The organism is Flavobacterium sp. FlaQc-52, from assembly GCF_044007495.1.
In the GTDB taxonomy this organism is placed as follows: Bacteria; Bacteroidota; Bacteroidia; order Flavobacteriales; family Flavobacteriaceae; genus Flavobacterium; species Flavobacterium cupriresistens.
The window spans coordinates 234,176-247,350 of the sequence record NZ_JBIPCV010000007.1 but is presented as its reverse complement, the minus strand read 5'-3'; the positions used below and the strand labels follow the sequence as shown (position 1 = coordinate 247,350).

At 35.3% G+C, this 13,175-nt stretch carries 10 protein-coding genes; 2 read left to right on the top strand and 8 right to left on the bottom strand.

The features are described 5' to 3' along the window. Positions 1 to 332: 332 nt before the first annotated feature. Positions 333 to 746, bottom strand: a complete 414-nt coding sequence (locus ACHRV5_RS14035; RefSeq protein ID WP_395427181.1) for a DUF4293 domain-containing protein — start codon at positions 744 to 746, stop codon at positions 333 to 335. A gap of 183 nt (positions 747 to 929) precedes the next feature. Here ACHRV5_RS14035 and rho point away from each other — a divergent pair, with 183 nt between their 5' ends. Continuing rightward, a complete protein-coding gene (gene rho / locus ACHRV5_RS14030; protein WP_395427180.1) occupies positions 930 to 2,771 on the top strand; it encodes a transcription termination factor Rho in 1,842 nt (613 codons plus the stop codon). A 691-nt stretch (positions 2,772 to 3,462) separates the two neighbouring features. Here rho and ACHRV5_RS14025 read toward each other — a convergent pair. The 7 genes from ACHRV5_RS14025 to ACHRV5_RS13995 all read right to left on the bottom strand — a co-directional run bounded on the left by ACHRV5_RS14025 (position 3,463) and on the right by ACHRV5_RS13995 (position 11,469). Beyond that, positions 3,463 to 4,485, bottom strand: a complete 1,023-nt coding sequence (locus ACHRV5_RS14025; protein ID WP_230002577.1) for a M28 family peptidase — start codon at positions 4,483 to 4,485, stop codon at positions 3,463 to 3,465. Between the two features lie 7 nt (positions 4,486 to 4,492). Then, on the bottom strand, positions 4,493 to 5,470 hold the full coding sequence (locus tag ACHRV5_RS14020) for a DUF3667 domain-containing protein (RefSeq protein ID WP_230002576.1): 978 nt from the start codon (positions 5,468 to 5,470) through the stop codon (positions 4,493 to 4,495). A gap of 37 nt (positions 5,471 to 5,507) precedes the next feature. Then, a complete protein-coding gene (locus ACHRV5_RS14015; protein ID WP_395427179.1) occupies positions 5,508 to 6,281 on the bottom strand; it encodes a dienelactone hydrolase family protein in 774 nt (257 codons plus the stop codon). Positions 6,282 to 6,382: 101 nt separating this feature from the next. Then, positions 6,383 to 8,584: a penicillin acylase family protein gene (locus ACHRV5_RS14010; RefSeq protein WP_395427178.1), complete on the bottom strand. Its 2,202-nt coding sequence runs from the start codon at positions 8,582 to 8,584 to the stop codon at positions 6,383 to 6,385. A 2-nt stretch (positions 8,585 to 8,586) separates the two neighbouring features. Then, positions 8,587 to 9,453: a cyanophycinase gene (locus ACHRV5_RS14005; RefSeq protein ID WP_395427177.1), complete on the bottom strand. Its 867-nt coding sequence runs from the start codon at positions 9,451 to 9,453 to the stop codon at positions 8,587 to 8,589. A 19-nt stretch (positions 9,454 to 9,472) separates the two neighbouring features. After that, the gene (locus ACHRV5_RS14000; protein ID WP_395427176.1) at positions 9,473 to 10,996 is read right to left on the bottom strand and encodes a M20/M25/M40 family metallo-hydrolase; all 1,524 of its coding nucleotides are present in this window, start codon (positions 10,994 to 10,996) and stop codon (positions 9,473 to 9,475) included. Between the two features lie 20 nt (positions 10,997 to 11,016). Beyond that, a complete protein-coding gene (locus tag ACHRV5_RS13995; protein WP_047773536.1) occupies positions 11,017 to 11,469 on the bottom strand; it encodes an Lrp/AsnC family transcriptional regulator in 453 nt (150 codons plus the stop codon). Between the two features lie 200 nt (positions 11,470 to 11,669). Here ACHRV5_RS13995 and rocD point away from each other — a divergent pair, with 200 nt between their 5' ends. After that, the gene (gene rocD, locus ACHRV5_RS13990) at positions 11,670 to 12,923 is read left to right on the top strand and encodes an ornithine--oxo-acid transaminase (RefSeq protein ID WP_230002571.1); all 1,254 of its coding nucleotides are present in this window, start codon (positions 11,670 to 11,672) and stop codon (positions 12,921 to 12,923) included. Positions 12,924 to 13,175 lie beyond the last annotated feature (252 nt).

The following is a 13,175-nucleotide window of genomic DNA, read 5'->3' as shown; positions in this document are numbered from 1 at the left end:
TAGAAGTAGCAGATCTTATACTTTTTCGCCACAGCTTTTTAAGTACCTAATTTTCCAACTTCTCGCTTTGACGATCTCGCCAAGCCGTTAAGTTTTTTTTCTATTTTTAAGTTTCATCTTTCAGTTCTCTACTTTCTCGCTTTGGATTTCTAAAAATGTTATAGAGTCTCAAAGTTTTTTCTGTTTTTTCATTAAAACTTTGCGATTTTGCGACTCTGCGAGATTTTTACTTCCCCACAACTTTCGGACTTGATCCCTGAAACTTTTAGGCACAAAAAAACCCGGATCATAAAATCCGGGTTTTTTCACACAAATAAATTAAGTTTATAGGTTTACCTCAAACGATCTACAGATTTTACAAGATCTTCATCCTTTTTGATGGCCTTATTAGCTAAAACTAATAACACGATAGCAACAATCGGTAGAAACATCCCAATACCTTTCTCAGAAACTTGTACAGTTTCTCCAGATAAATTTAGTGATCGATATACAAATAATCCTAATAAAATTAAGTTTAATATTATATTCAGTCTGCCCATTACAAACTGGTTTTGTCTTTTTTTGTATGAAATAATACTTACAATCGTAAGCATTGTGCTTAGACCTAATACTATGGTGTAAATCTGGTCTTGCATAAAATAGAATGCTTTTCCGTTGTTTAATGTCCAAAGCGGAACAAAAAATAGTAGTACCCCCGTTACGATAAAGGTAAGAATTAAATATATAGTTTGAATTCGTTGTATCATGGTCTAAAATTGTTTTACAAAAATATATTTTCTTTTTTATAAATACTATTGTATGATAAAATTTTATTCGTATTATTGCATTATAATACCGTAAGCACTTCATACTGCGGTCAATTCAAAACAATTATCTACCTATTCTTTTTACAGTATTTCCGTTAAAATAATTAAATTCATAGAACATTCATGTTTGATATTTCTGCATTAAAAGAAATGAAGCTTGCTGAGCTTCAAGAAATAGCTAAGTTAGCTAAAACTATAAAGTTTAATGGCGTTAAAAAAGAGACTTTAATCAGTCAGATTTTAGCGCACCAAGAAGCGACTGTAGCGCCGCCAGTTAACACTGTGGCCGATGCGGAAATAGTGGATGACAAACCTAAAAGAGCAAGAATTGTTCCGGTCAAAAAAGCGCCGATTAGTAAAAACGCATCAGCGAGCAAAAATGCACCGGTTCTGGAATTTGATAAAGTAGAGGAAGCCCCTGTGATAGCAGCAACTCTGGAGGTTCCAACTGAGACTCCAAAAGAAGAAGAGGCTGCAGAGAATAAAGTTGTAGAGAAAAAAGGACCTAAAATTGTAAAATTTAATAAGTCAGCTTACGAGAAAAAGGTCGCTCAGCAAAAAGAAAAAGAAGCAGCAAAAGAATTTGTCAACGAGGAAGTTAATGAAAATAGTGATGCTTCGGCTCCAATAGCAGAAAGAACGGAAACTCCCGCTCCGACAACTGAAAAAGCAGAAACGGCTGCTCCGACAAAAAAAATAAATCCGAATCAGACTAAAAACCAGAATCCGAATCAAAATCAAAACCCGAATCAGAATCCAAATCAAAACGGGAACGGAAATGGTAACAGTACGAATCAAAATCCAAATCATAAAAATAAAAAGAATAATTTCAGAGATTCAGATTTTGAATTTGACGGAATTATAGAAAGTGAAGGTGTTCTTGAGATGATGCCAGACGGATATGGTTTCTTACGTTCATCAGATTATAATTATTTAGCGTCTCCGGATGATATTTATTTATCAACTTCACAAATCAGATTATTCGGTTTAAAAACCGGTGATACCGTAAAAGGGGTGGTTCGCCCACCAAAAGAAGGCGAGAAATTTTTCCCTTTAGTTCGTGTACTAAAAATTAATGGTCACGATCCGCAAGTAGTTCGCGATAGAGTTTCTTTCGAACACTTAACTCCGGTTTTTCCTTCAGAAAAATTCAAATTAGCCGAAAAAGGCAGTTCCGTTTCAACCCGTATTATTGATTTGTTTTCTCCAATTGGAAAAGGGCAACGTGGTATGATCGTAGCTCAGCCGAAAACCGGTAAAACAATGTTACTAAAAGACATTGCCAATGCAATTGCAGCCAACCACCCTGAAGTTTATTTGATCGTTCTTCTTATTGACGAACGTCCTGAGGAGGTTACTGACATGCAACGCAGCGTTCGTGGAGAAGTAATCGCTTCGACTTTTGACAGAGAGCCACAAGAACACGTAAAAATTGCCAATATCGTACTTGAAAAAGCAAAACGTTTGGTAGAATGTGGCCATGATGTGGTTATTTTATTAGACTCTATTACGCGTTTGGCAAGAGCGTACAATACGGTTCAGCCTGCTTCAGGAAAAGTTTTAAGTGGTGGTGTTGATGCGAATGCATTGCAAAAACCAAAACGTTTCTTTGGTGCGGCCAGAAATGTAGAAAACGGAGGTTCATTAAGTATCATCGCTACTGCATTGACAGAAACAGGTTCTAAAATGGATGAGGTAATCTTTGAAGAATTTAAAGGAACCGGTAATATGGAGTTACAATTGGATCGTAAAATTGCGAACAAACGTATTTTCCCTGCTATCGATTTAACGTCTTCAAGTACACGTCGTGATGATTTATTATTAGACGAAAAAACACTGCAAAGAATGTGGATCATGCGTAAATATCTATCGGATATGAACCCGGTTGAGTCTATGGATTTTGTAAATGACCGTTTCAAAAAAACGAGAAATAACGAAGAGTTTTTGATTTCTATGAATGACTAAGGAGGAAGGTTCTGAGCTGCTAAGGTTCTGAGTTTTTTAACTTGATATTTATTGAATAAAATATATAAAAAAGAGGAGTTTTTAGCTCCTCTTTTTTTGTTTTAATCTTTTTGCCACAAATTTCACGAATTCGCGCGAATGTTTTTTTGCCACAGATTAAAAAGATTCATACAGATTTTTTAATCCTATCTAACTCTTTTTTTTAGTTAGTCATGAGTAAGTCGTTTGTATTTCTTGTTTTTTTATCATTTTACCACGAATTAAGTTTTAAAATTACTAGCGGAGAAATATTGCCGAAGATTAAAGGATTAGGATGTTTTAACCCCAACAGCATAGGAGCAATTCGCGAAAATTAGTGCAATTTGTAGCAAAAAAGAAATCATTTTAATTCTCTAATCTGTGACTTTTTTTGCTCGTAGGCGTAAGAGGTTAGCAACTCTTTGTGAAATGGTATTATTTAAAATTTACACACCCAGTTTGTCCTTTCGACGAAGGAGAAATCTCCGCAAGGAACTCCGTAAAAACGAGCTTAGTAAAAAAAAATGTCCTTCGCCGTAAATGACAGAATAGCCGGAAATTCACATAAAAAAAGAGAAGTTTTTAGCTCCTCTTTTTTAGTTTTATTATTTGAAAAATCTTAGAGCCTCAGCTACTTTAAACCTTTGTCCCTCGGTATTAAAACCTCAGAACCTTACTTAATCGGTTTATCAACCACAGGTCTGTTCGCTCTATTGGCTAGATCCCAGGCAACAACAAATGCCAATTGTGTTCTTTTGGTTAAGGCATCGTATTCGATTTTTTCAGGTTCATCACCTTTACCGTGGTAATCTTCGTGTACTCCGTTAAAGAAGAATACAGCAGGAACACCATATTTTGCAAAGTTATAGTGGTCAGAACGCTCGTAAAAATGATTTGGATCTTTTGGGTCGTTAAATTTAAAATCTAAGTCTACTTTGGTGTATTTTTCGTTTTGACTTACAACCGCATTGTGCAAATCTGTAGACAAACGATCTGCTCCAATTACGTAAACATAATTGTTTGATTTGGCATGCTCTACATCGCGACGGCCAATCATGTCGATGTTGATGTCGGTAATGGTATTGGCAATTGGAAACAATGGATTCTCAGAATAGTAACGAGAACCGTGTAAACCGTGCTCTTCTCCCGTAACGTGTAAGAATAAAATAGAACGTTTTGGTCCGTGTCCGTCTTTTTTCGCTTTTGCGAATGCTTTTGCGATCTCTATAACGGCAACAGTTCCGGATCCGTCATCATCAGCACCGTTATAAACTTCTCCGTTTTTGATACCAACATGGTCGTAATGTGCCGAAATTACCAATACTTCATCCGGTTTTTCTGAACCTTCGATGTAAGCCCAGATATTCTCAGAATCAGGTAGGTTTTCGTTGCGTCTTGCATTTAAGAAAGCTGCCGGAACAGGTTGATAGAAGTCTGTTGCTCCTTTAGGAAACGAAATGCCATTTTTTTTGTATTGCTCAATCATATAAAGACCGGCCTTTTTCTGTCCTTTTGAACCCGTTTCACGGCCTTCCATTTCATCTGAAGCAACCGTATATAACATTGTTTTTAAGTCTTTTTCAGTGATAAGCTTGATGTATTTCGTTGGATCTGAATTGTCTTTCGACGCAACAGACTGCGCATTTTTACAGGAAAATGCAGTAGCAATTAATAATAAGAGAACAATCTTTTTCATTTTTGGTTTAGTGTAAATTGATAAATATGTAAAAAACATAAAAGGTAAGTAAAAATAGAATAAAAAAGGAATTTACAATAAACAGCATTACACTTTTAACAAATGAAACTATTCTTGATTCTCCATAAAAGCGATGATGTGCCGGATAGAAGTAATAACACATCCAGATAACCCCGACGAAGTTGGTAATATTGGAGATGAAACTTAGTGGACTATTCTCTCCGAACAGACCAATTATTTTTGTGATGCTAAATAAAATCAGAAACATTAGAAGGAGAAAAGAAAAATAATGTAAGGTAAAGATCCCATGATCAAAATAGTACCATTTTTTTTTGTTGTGAAAAAGCCATAATAGAAAAGCAAAAAATGGCATTATGATAAAAAGGATTTTGGGAATATTATGAATAAAGGATTCAATAAACTTTTCAAAAATCTCTTTTTTGCTATAATGCTTTGTGATATTATAAACTTTTGAGTAAGCCCAATATTCAAATTCTGAAAGTTTTTCTTTTTCTTTTCCGTATTGCTGAATAGAATCGATTTCTTTCATAGGTCTCATATCTAGATAGTTGCTCGAGATTTTCAATTCCTCATCCTTACTGTTTTTATCCGTTTTAGCTATTTCTGCTGATAATACTTTTGCGTTTTTATTGAAATCTTCGCTGACTTTGTTTGGAAATAGGGCAATTAAAAGAAAGGTTATAAAACTGATAAAGATATACAATCGGACAGGAGCCAAATAAGATAGTCTTTTGCCTGAAAGATACTCTTTGGTTAACGTGGAAGGTTTGAAAAGTAAGTTTCGTATAGTCTTCCAAAAAGCATTTTCGTAATGGGTTAAATCTTCAAAAAAATGAATAAATAAATGGTGAAATGTTTTTCTGGTATCGCTGTTTTCCTGGCCGCAATTTGGACAAAATTTTTGCTCCACGACGTGTCTGCAATTCAGACAGGTTTTATCTTTTCTAATGGTACTTTTTGACATTGGTTGTATTGACTAAGTTGGTTTTGATTGGCTTGTATTATTTTTTTAAGACTTCTTTTAAGAAAAGTTGTAAATGTTCAAAAGCTCTTTTTGCAGCAACCGGATTGTAAGCAGCACCTTTTGAATTGTCGTTTCCTGCTTCAGGATTTGTAAAAGAGTGAACCGCATTGGCGTAATAAATCATTTGCCAATCGGCTTTTGAATCGCGAAATTCTTGTTGAAGAGCTGTTATTTCCTCTTGTGATACATAAGGATCATCGGCACCGTGGCAAATCAAAATTTTTGATGAAATTGGTGCTACTGGTCTGGTACCTTCCTTACCCAGTCCGCCGTGAAAAGAAACAATACCTTTTAGATTCAGTTTTCCACGCACCGCTTCAAGGACCCCGCTACCGCCAAAACAATATCCAATTGCGACAATATTATCAGTATCGGCACCGGATTTTATTAATTGTTGTAAAGCAAGGTTGATCCTGTTTTGATATTCCGCAAAGTTGGTTTTGTAATGACCGGCTATTTTTGATGCTTCAGCAGTATTTTTAGGATAGTTTCCTTCGCCATAGATATCAGCAATAAAAACATGATACCCTAGTTTCGATAAATTTTCTGCAATTCCTTTTGAAGCATTATCGATTCCGAGCCATGCCGGCAAAAGTAAAATCCCCGGATTGTTGGGGCTTTTTTTGACTGATTTTATAAATAATCCGTTTAAGGTCTGATTTCCGTCGGCGTATTTTACAGGTTTCAATTGAGCGCTTATAGTGCTAGAAAATAGAATGGTAGCAAAAAGAAGCATAGTGTGGTTTTTCATAAATTTACAATTTTTAACAAATATCAGAAATATTACGATACAAAAAAACCTCGAAAGATATTTCCTTCAAGGTTTGATTTTGAGATGCTAAAAGTTAAAAATTACTCTCCCGGATGATAAGTGCGTTCGGCATTTTTTGTAATATCTTCTTTGTAGAATAAAACGTCTTTAAACTTTCCTTTTTGGTACATTTCTGCCTGATCGGTAAAATGTTTAGAAGTTTCATCACCGCTATTTCCTCCGGCTAATAATGATTTTGCTTTTATTTTTGGACCAAATTCAACGGCACAAACAAAACTATTACCATTGTAACCGTAACGTTTTTTTGAATTGTTTTGATAATTGCTTCTAAAAGCGGGCAAACTTCCCCAGGAAGAAGGACCAAATGCGATTGGTAAACTCGGTTTGGAGTCATCGTATTGTAGCACCAGATCTCCGCTTGTACGTTGAAAACGGTTGATTTCGCCCCAGGCAACCTGCCAGGTTCCCCATTTGGTTTTTAATTCTTTTAAAACCGATTGTAATTGCGGAATTAGTTGTGAAGTCGTTGCATTTTGGGCAAAACGTTTGGTGTTTTCGACCTGATCCGGTTCGCCTTCATCAATATAAGCTTTTTGGATAATTGGGTCTAATTTATAAGCCCATTCAACGGCTAGGGTAGTAGCAACCGAATTTTCTTTGGCATAATAGTCCCAATTTTTTAATAAAGTGATCGGCTCAATTAAATCGGAATATTCAGGATCAGTAGTTTTTATGTTTTTTTCGAAGACCGTGATCAAACTTGGAATCAGTACTTCAAAAATGGATAACTTAGTGTTGTAACCATCAGCGATTACTTTATCAAGCGTATAGTTGTTTCCTTTGCTAAAAATTCGAACCGCATTTACACCTCTGAAATTTTCCCCGTCGGGAGCCATATAAGGCAAATAGTTTTCTTTTTTTGGACTATTTTCTGCTGCCGAAGTATAAGGTGTTGAATTGCAATTCTGAATCCAACCGTTTACAGGATTGTACAAATGAACGGTTTCGTTAACGTCATGCAAACCTTTCCATTGTGTAGCAGAAACAGATCCGTCTATCACTTTAGACCAATTAAGTGTTTTATCTCTAATCGGGATATAATTACCGTGCCAATAGGCAATATTTCCTTTGTTATCAGCATAAACGGTGTTGTTTGAGGTGTTGGCTTTTAAATACATGGCTTTTTTGTACTCCTCAAAATTCTTTGATTTAGTTCTTACCCAGCTTTGAATTAAGCTGTTCATAGAACGATTCATCGATTTCAAACTAATCCATTTTCCATCGCGTTTGGCCATGATCGGGCCGTTATTGGTAAAATAGGTTTTGATTTTTTTAGCAATTAATTTCCCTTTTTCAGTGTAATTTATTGTAATTTCTTTCTCAATAACAGGAACTAACTTTTTGTCAAATTCATAAAAAAGTTTTCCTTTTTTGTTGGTGATTTTTTCCGCGTACATATCAGCAACATCTACATTGGATGAGGTGTGCATCCAGCCGCAATTTTCGTTGAAACCCTGATAGATAAAAAATTGCCCCCAGGTTACAGCACCATATGCATTCAATCCTTCTTCACTCGTGACTTGAACTTCGGGTCTGAAATAAAAGGTAGTGTGTGGATTAATATACAAAATCGAATTTCCATCAGCTGTTTTGGACGGAGCAAAAGCAAAACCATTTGAACCGGTTTGTACATTTTTTTCTCTTTCTACGTAAGCTACCTTGTCATTGTTTCCGGAATAAAAGGCTTTAAGTTCTGCGGTCGAAAGATCCGCAGTGCTAATGGCACCAATACTTCCGTCCGTCCATAAAAGCGGGTACCAAGGTTCAAAATGCGTTAAAAGAGCCGGTTTAATTTCAGGATGTTTGTATAAATAAAAATTGATGGCGTCCGCATAGCTGTTCAAAAGTTTTTTAAGCCACATGGGTGCTTTTTTGTAATCAGATTTGGCATCTTCAGCATCAATTAAAAGACGAATTTCTAAATCATTGTATAAAACCGATTCGCCTTTAATTTCTGCAAGACGACCTAATTTTTCAATATAATTCATTTCGATTCGTTTAAAATCGTCTTCACATTGCGCATAAAGTAAACCAAAAACAGCATCAGCATCCGTTTTTCCGTAAATATGCGGAATGCCCCAATTGTCTCGGATAATGGTTACCTGCTGCGCCAATTTTTCCAATCGATTGGCTTCTTTTGTATTGATTTTTTGTGCAAAAGCGGTTAAGGTTGTGCAAGAAACCAAAACGATAAGTTTAATCTTTTTTAAATACTGTAACATGATTATTTGATGTTAAATTTTTGTCCTGCGGTATAAATTCCCATTTGTAAATTCTCAATCGAAATAAGGTTGTTCTTTTTGGATTTTACAATTCCTTTTGGGTTTTTAATTACAATAACTTCGCTGTCTCCGGCCACTTCAATTTGATTGTTTCTTACGATAATGGCGGTAGCTTCATCGATTCCAATTCCGGTTAAATTTGGAAATTCAACCATTGCCGAAAGCAATCTGTTGTAGCGGTTTCTTTTTAAAAAGTGCTGGTCAATAATGGCGGTTTTCAATAATCCTAAGCCTTCAGCCGTTTCTAAATTGTCGTGTCGGATATTGTCAAAAGTACCGGAATATTCTTTTTCCAGTTTTTGGTTTCCGGTTATCATTTTTTCAGACATTACAGCTGCTCCGGCGCTTGTTCCAGAAATGGTACTTCCATTTTGGTAAGCCTTTTGTATGGCCGTTTTTATGGGAGTATTATGCACAACTTTCATAAAACGGACCTGATCACCACCACTTATAAAGATTAATTTTGCTTTTTGTACCGAATCTGCCAGTTTTTTATTTTGTGCGGTTTCGGTATTGAAATTCAACATCACAATTGGATTTTTCGTCAGCTTTACCATTTGATCTTTAAAAAACTGAAACGAACCGTCCGGCTCTTCGCTTGACATGGGTAAAACGACAATATAGTCTGTTGCTTTTAAATCTGCGACTTCCAGTACTTGTTTCATCAGTTCATCGGATCGGTCTCCGCCACCAATTATAAATAATTTCCCTTTTGGATTTTGGGCATGCGTAACAGTGCTGGAAAAGCCCAGGATTGTGATGAAAATAAAAAGTACAAACGAATAAGGCAAATAAAGTGGTTTTTTCATGGCAGTTATTTTTTGGTGGTTATTTGGTTGTTGAATGTGTTTCTATGAATTTTAACACGCTACTATTGACTATAGAAAGAATGTCTTTTTCTTTGTTTAAATCGACTTTTGCAGCCTGATCTCTTGGACTGTGGTAATCCGCATGAAAGCCGCTGAAAAAAGTCATTATGGGAATTCCTTTTGTTGTAAAAGAAGCGTAATCGCTCCCGGTATGTCCATTAGTTTCCCAAAGATCAAGTTCAAACGGATTTTGGAGGTTTTGATTGCCTGCAGCAGCGATTTTTCTTAAGTTTTCGTCTTCTTTTTGAGTGCCAATACTTAAAATGCGTTGTTTGGTATCTTCGGGAGCACTTCTTGAAATCATATCCATATTAATACAAAGAAGGATTTTCTGTTGGTTTAAATCTAAATGCTGAACAAAGTATTCACTTCCCAAAAGTCCCGTTTCTTCGGCAGTCCAAGAGGCAAAAACAATGTTGTATGGAGGTTTTATTTTAGATGCTGACCAGTTTTTTGCCAAAGCCAGCATTCCTGATACACCTGAAGCATTATCGTCAGCACCATTGTAAATAGAATCATTTTTGATGCCTAAATGATCGTAATGCGCTCCAATTATAATGGATTTAGAAGTATCTTTTCCCGGAATCATCCCGATTACATTGCGAACCGGAAAAGTTTCTGATTTCAAGTCAATTGAAAAATTACATTTTTTATTTTTTAATAAGGAAGAAGAAGTTTTTAATTGCTGCGCCGCTTTTTTTTCTGTTTCGGCTAATTGAATGGAGGTCCCGGCCAGAATTTTTTCGGTCGCTGGTGCAGATAGTCTAAAAATGGGAATAGAAAGGGACGTGGGATTTTCTAAGGAATCGAAAGTGTAATTGTTTGTTGATTTGGGTTTAAAATTCCCGGTCACATCCAAAAAAATGACTGCTATAGCCCCTTGCTGTATGGCGTTTTGGATTTTGGTTTCTTCTAAATTATTCTCTTCGGGAAACCATTTTTTAAATTTTTTAAAGCCAACTGAAGTAGTGTCTTTGTAACCCGGATAGCCTTCTAGAACTAAAACAACTTTATCTTTTGCTGATATTTTTGTATAGTCATCATAGTTTTCTTTTGGAACGCTTAATCCATAACCGACAAATACAATTCCGGCTTCTTTTTTTGAAGATTTGTCGACAGGCGTTACTTTGTATTCTGATTTTGGAGAAAGTAAAATTGTGTTGTTATTTCCACTGTCTATAGCTAAAGAAACAGATTGGACCGTATGTCTTTTGATATTAAAGTCCTGAAAAAAAGTATTGTTTTTGGATGGAGACGTATTGTTGTAGGGAAGTAGTTGGTACAATTCCATCATGGATGCAATATAGTCTGCGGCTTTAAATCCGCCTTTACTGGTTGGTTCACGGCCTTCCATCCAGTCAGAAGCTAAAAAAGACAATGTTCCTGAAAAATCACTTTTTACAGGATTTGGAACACTGGTTTGCGAAAACAAAATTGATTTACAGAAGAATAGAACAACTAAAGAAAGTTTTTGTAATCGCATACTTTTTTATTTTAAGTTTATTATAAGCTTATATTTCGTTTAAAAGCACAACCTAATTCTACCATCGAATCTGTTTTTGCAATTCCCGGAATATTATCGACTTTCTCGTATAATATTTTGCGCATATGTTCGTGGTTTTTTGCTGTAATTTTGAGGTATAGTGTATAGGAACCGGTTACAAAATAACATTCTGTAATTTCGGGTATTTCTTTTAAAGCTTCGATAATTCTTTCCGAATCCGAATCTTTATTCAATGTTATTCCGGTAAAAGAAGCCCAATCGTAACCAATAAGTTTTTCGTTTAGGATTGGCTTGATGCCCGTAATGATCCCTTGTTCAAATAAACGATTAATGCGTTGGTGCACCATGGTATTTGAAATTTTAAGATTAGTAGCGATGGTAGAATAGGCAATTCTTCCGTCTTTTTCTAATTCCTTTATAATTTTCACATCAAATTCATCTAAAATATCCATGTAACTTTTTTACGTTTAGTTTATGTAAAGATAAAAATAAGTCTAATGTACCTGAGTAAATATTAAATTTTAAAATGACTTAATTACATGTTAAAATAAGTTATATTGGTTTTATTAAGCTTATTTTTAAGTTAAAAATAACTATTCATTCACAATAAATCAATAAATTTTATATTTTTGCATTAATAAAAGAAAATATCATGGGACATAAACTAGAATCACTTTCATCAAAATCTGAGGTTTTGATTGAAAAAGAGAACAAATACGGAGCTCATAATTACCACCCGCTTCCGGTAGTTTTGGAAAAAGGAGAAGGCGTATACGTTTGGGATGTGGACGGTAAAAAGTATTATGACTTTTTATCTGCTTATTCTGCCGTAAATCAAGGACACTGTCATCCAAAAATTGTTGGAGCCATGGTGAATCAGGCGCAAACGCTTACTTTGACGTCCCGTGCCTTTTACAACGACCAATTAGGAAATTACGAAGAATATGTAACCAATTATTTTGGTTTTGATAAAGTTTTACCAATGAATACGGGTGCGGAAGCAGTAGAAACTGCTCTTAAACTTTGTAGAAAATGGGCGTATGAGGTAAAAGGAATTCATGAAAATCTGGCTCAGATTATTGTTTGTGAGAACAATTTTCACGGAAGAACGACTACCATTATTTCTTTTTCGAATGATGAAGGAGCGCGTAAAAACTTCGGTCCTTTTACAGACGGATTTATAAAAATTGAATACGATAATTTAGCAGCTCTTGAAAAAGCGCTGGAATCATCAAAAAATATTGCTGGTTTTCTTGTAGAGCCAATTCAAGGAGAAGCAGGAGTTTATGTTCCTTCTGAAGGTTATTTAGCAAAAGCAAAAGAACTTTGTGAGAAACATAATGTTTTGTTTATTGCTGATGAAGTTCAGACGGGAATTGCCCGTACAGGGAAATTATTGGCTGTTCACCACGAAAATGTGCAACCTGATATTTTAATTTTAGGGAAAGCAATTTCAGGTGGAGTTTATCCGGTTTCTGCGGTTTTGGCGAATAACGAAATCATGAATGTAATCAAACCGGGACAACACGGATCTACTTTTGGTGGAAATCCTGTTGCTGCGGCTGTTGCCATTGCGGCACTTGAAGTTGTTAAAGACGAAAAACTGGCTGAAAATGCAGAACGTTTAGGGATTCTTTTAAGAAAAGGATTAAATGAAATTGCAGAACGTAACGATTTAATCACCCTGGTTCGTGGAAAAGGATTATTGAATGCCATCGTAATCAACTGCGGTGAAGATTCAGATTTGGCTTGGGAAATCTGCCTGAAATTCAGAGATAACGGATTATTGGCAAAACCAACTCACGGTAATAAAATCAGATTGGCTCCACCATTGGTTATGACTGAGGCTCAAATTGAGGAATGTCTTGAGATTATCGAGAAATCTTTGAATGAGTTTAGAAGTTAAAATTTCATTTTATTATTAGTTCATATAGAAACCATTCGTTGCGACGAATGGTTTTTTTGCATACAATTGTTTTAATACTTTTGTGATTGACGTAAGTATATTTCTAAATAGCTGAAAACAAAACAAATTGGCTCACCATGATTGTTGAAATTTTGTTTGACTTTGATATCTTCAAAATAAAGGATCAAGTTTTTGATAGTTTTTTAAACGCCAATAGTAAATGCTTTTGGGTAGTGATTTAGTATTGAAAGA

Coding starts and splice junctions, on each gene's coding strand:
- ACHRV5_RS14010 (WP_395427178.1), bottom strand. CDS start 8,584: ATGTTACAGTATTTAAAAAAGATTAAACTTATCGTTTTGGTTTCTTGC.
- ACHRV5_RS14035 (WP_395427181.1), bottom strand. CDS start 746: ATGATACAACGAATTCAAACTATATATTTAATTCTTACCTTTATCGTA.
- ACHRV5_RS14025 (WP_230002577.1), bottom strand. CDS start 4,485: ATGAAAAAGATTGTTCTCTTATTATTAATTGCTACTGCATTTTCCTGT.
- ACHRV5_RS13995 (WP_047773536.1), bottom strand. CDS start 11,469: ATGGATATTTTAGATGAATTTGATGTGAAAATTATAAAGGAATTAGAA.
- rocD (WP_230002571.1), top strand. CDS start 11,670: ATGGGACATAAACTAGAATCACTTTCATCAAAATCTGAGGTTTTGATT.
- rho (WP_395427180.1), top strand. CDS start 930: ATGTTTGATATTTCTGCATTAAAAGAAATGAAGCTTGCTGAGCTTCAA.
- ACHRV5_RS14005 (WP_395427177.1), bottom strand. CDS start 9,453: ATGAAAAAACCACTTTATTTGCCTTATTCGTTTGTACTTTTTATTTTC.
- ACHRV5_RS14015 (WP_395427179.1), bottom strand. CDS start 6,281: ATGAAAAACCACACTATGCTTCTTTTTGCTACCATTCTATTTTCTAGC.
- ACHRV5_RS14020 (WP_230002576.1), bottom strand. CDS start 5,470: ATGTCAAAAAGTACCATTAGAAAAGATAAAACCTGTCTGAATTGCAGA.
- ACHRV5_RS14000 (WP_395427176.1), bottom strand. CDS start 10,996: ATGCGATTACAAAAACTTTCTTTAGTTGTTCTATTCTTCTGTAAATCA.